Consider the following 2,203-nt stretch of genomic DNA (forward strand, 5'->3'; position numbering starts at 1 on the left):
CAGAATTTGTTTGCGATAGCTTTAATCATTTATTGGAAATGTTGTCTTCCAATGAAAAGAACGATATACTGACAAATTTCAAATAAGGTTATAATAAGCAGATAAATCTCTCTGAAAGATTGATTGTCAGCTAATAAAAAAAACGGTGACTGCATCTAAAGAATCCCATGAGTATTTCTGTGTAAATATAATATTATAAGTAAATGGAATGGCTGAACAACATATATCAGAATTTTGAAGGGCTACTATCAAATTTAGCCCAATATATTCAATCAAATCCTAAAGTAGGTCATTTAATTGGTATATTTTTATTGTCAATTTGGCTCATCGGGCTTATATTCAATTGGAAGTGGACGTATAAGGGGAACGGTTCTTATGGATGGAACAAGTTACTCGAAGAATTAGGTCCTACTACTTTCCGTTTTTGGTTAGGGGTATTTATAACTATCTGTTTATTGATTATGATTTATATTTATATTAAGGTATGATAGAACCGATGCTTATTCTCTTACCGTTTATCATGCCCAATGTATAAACCTGAAGTGAAACATCAGTGCGACATTCACCACGGTCAGGGTGATAGCGATAAGGACTATTTTTGCGAGCTTCCTGCCGGGATGTTTCAGTTTTCCGTAATATTCACGGAGCGCTTCACGCCGCCCGGCTGTGTAGCGGAGCTGGCAGAACAAGTCGGGAAGAAAGCAGAGCATCATCACTACGGCAAAAGCAACAATCCAACTGAAATAGCGAAACATCAACGGTGTTCCAAGCGGTACGAGTATGGCAAAGAGCCAGCAAAAGAACAACAGCATACGCCCGTTAAGGTTGGTATGCTCCCTTTCGTGCCATATCTCGGCTACATACCACATATAGTCGATGAAGCAGATCCGGTATTTGCGATTATCCTTATCCATATCATTACAAAAATAATGTATTTTGCTCACTTAATCATTACTTCATACCGAAAAACACCACGCAAAATAAAAAATACCCCGTCGGCAAGAACAAGCCGACGGGGTATTTTTATCCTCACTTGTCCTTAATCAGGTGCGACAGCTCCGGGTCTGCCTTGATACGCCCGATCTCGTCGGCGACAATCTGCCTGACCTCGTTCTTGATGCGGTAGTAGTTGGCGTCGATCTGCTGCTGCATGGTGTCGTTGCCGTCCTTGTCGGTGAAGTCGATGATCTGCGGAATCTTCACGTAGCGGGCGGTCTCCCGCTTGACCTGCTCGTTGTCCACGACAATCTCGGCATGGAAAATCTTCTGCTCGATACGCTCGTCGAAGTTGTCGGCTACCGCCCCGACGAACATACCCTGCGTGAGGTTGGAAATCTTGCTTGCCGGAATGAGGCTGTCCATCTGGGTATTGATGGAGACGGAGGTCTCGTTCCTGTTGATAGTCATGTTCTGCCGTTTCTGTAAGACCTTGCCGAAACGCTCGGAGAGCGTCTTGGCAGTTTCGGCAACTACCTGTCCTGCAAAGACATTGCCGACGGTATTGCAGATTACAGCGGACTCTTTGTCTCCATAATCACGCTTCAACTGGCTGAAATCCTGAAAGCCGAGCATGACGGCTACCTTGTTGCTTCGGGCGGTGGCAATGAGATTATCCAGCCCACGCATATAGATGGTGGGCAGCTCGTCGATAATCACGGCGGATTTGAGCCGTTTCTTCTTGTTGATGAGCTTCACGATGCGGGAGTTGTACAGTCCCAATGCCGCCCCGTAGATACCCTGCCTGTCGGGATTGTTACCGACTACGAGCACTTTCGGCTCTTCGGGATTGTTGATGTCGAGGGTGAAATCGTCCGCCGTCATCACCCAGTAGAGCGCCGGGGAAATCATGCGGGAAAGCGGTATCTTGGCACTGGCAATCTGCCCCTGCAACTGCTCCACCGCCGAGGATTCCCATGCGTCCATGAAGGGAGAAAGGTAATTCTCCAGCTCCGGGTACGAGGTGAGGATGGGGAAAATGTCGGCGTACTTGCGGTTCAGGAACTCGATGGCATGGGGAAAGGTGCAATACTTGCCGTTCTTGTAGATTTTGAGATACCATATAATACTGGCTAACAGAATGATAGGCGATTCTACGAAGAAATCGCCCTGCTTGGAAATATCGGGTAAGTCAAGGGCATTACTGCCCCCTTCTCCCCTAAGAACCGTACGTGAGAGTTTCCCCTCATACGGCTCAAGCAACTCA

The 2,203-nt window shown here is 46.3% G+C and carries 3 protein-coding genes and 1 pseudogene; 2 read left to right on the plus strand and 2 right to left on the minus strand.

Annotated elements, in window-relative coordinates; all coding sequences use genetic code 11:
• Positions 1-86 (plus strand): annotated as a pseudogene (locus tag HMPREF2794_RS30045) (SMI1/KNR4 family protein); the annotation flags it as partial.
• A 117-nt stretch (positions 87-203) separates the two neighbouring features.
• On the plus strand, positions 204-488 hold the full coding sequence (locus HMPREF2794_RS26005) for an immunity 17 family protein (RefSeq protein WP_008627683.1): 285 nt from the start codon (positions 204-206) through the stop codon (positions 486-488).
• A gap of 30 nt (positions 489-518) precedes the next feature.
• Here HMPREF2794_RS26005 and HMPREF2794_RS26010 read toward each other — a convergent pair whose 3' ends face one another.
• Positions 519-914 carry a hypothetical protein gene (locus HMPREF2794_RS26010; protein ID WP_070753091.1) on the minus strand — a complete coding sequence of 132 codons (396 nt, stop codon included), beginning with the start codon at positions 912-914 and terminating at the stop codon, positions 519-521.
• A 115-nt stretch (positions 915-1,029) separates the two neighbouring features.
• Positions 1,030-2,199, minus strand: a complete 1,170-nt coding sequence (locus HMPREF2794_RS26015; protein ID WP_083312197.1) for a TraM recognition domain-containing protein — start codon at positions 2,197-2,199, stop codon at positions 1,030-1,032.
• Positions 2,200-2,203 lie beyond the last annotated feature (4 nt).

It is taken from the genome of Bacteroides sp. HMSC067B03 (genome assembly GCF_001811315.1).
Taxonomy (GTDB): domain Bacteria; phylum Bacteroidota; class Bacteroidia; order Bacteroidales; family Bacteroidaceae; genus Bacteroides; species Bacteroides faecis.

Excerpts from the sequence above, each read along its gene's own strand:
- HMPREF2794_RS26005 (WP_008627683.1), top strand. The coding sequence starts at position 204 with ATGGAATGGCTGAACAACATATATCAGAATTTTGAAGGGCTACTATCA.
- HMPREF2794_RS26010 (WP_070753091.1), bottom strand. The coding sequence starts at position 914 with ATGGATAAGGATAATCGCAAATACCGGATCTGCTTCATCGACTATATG.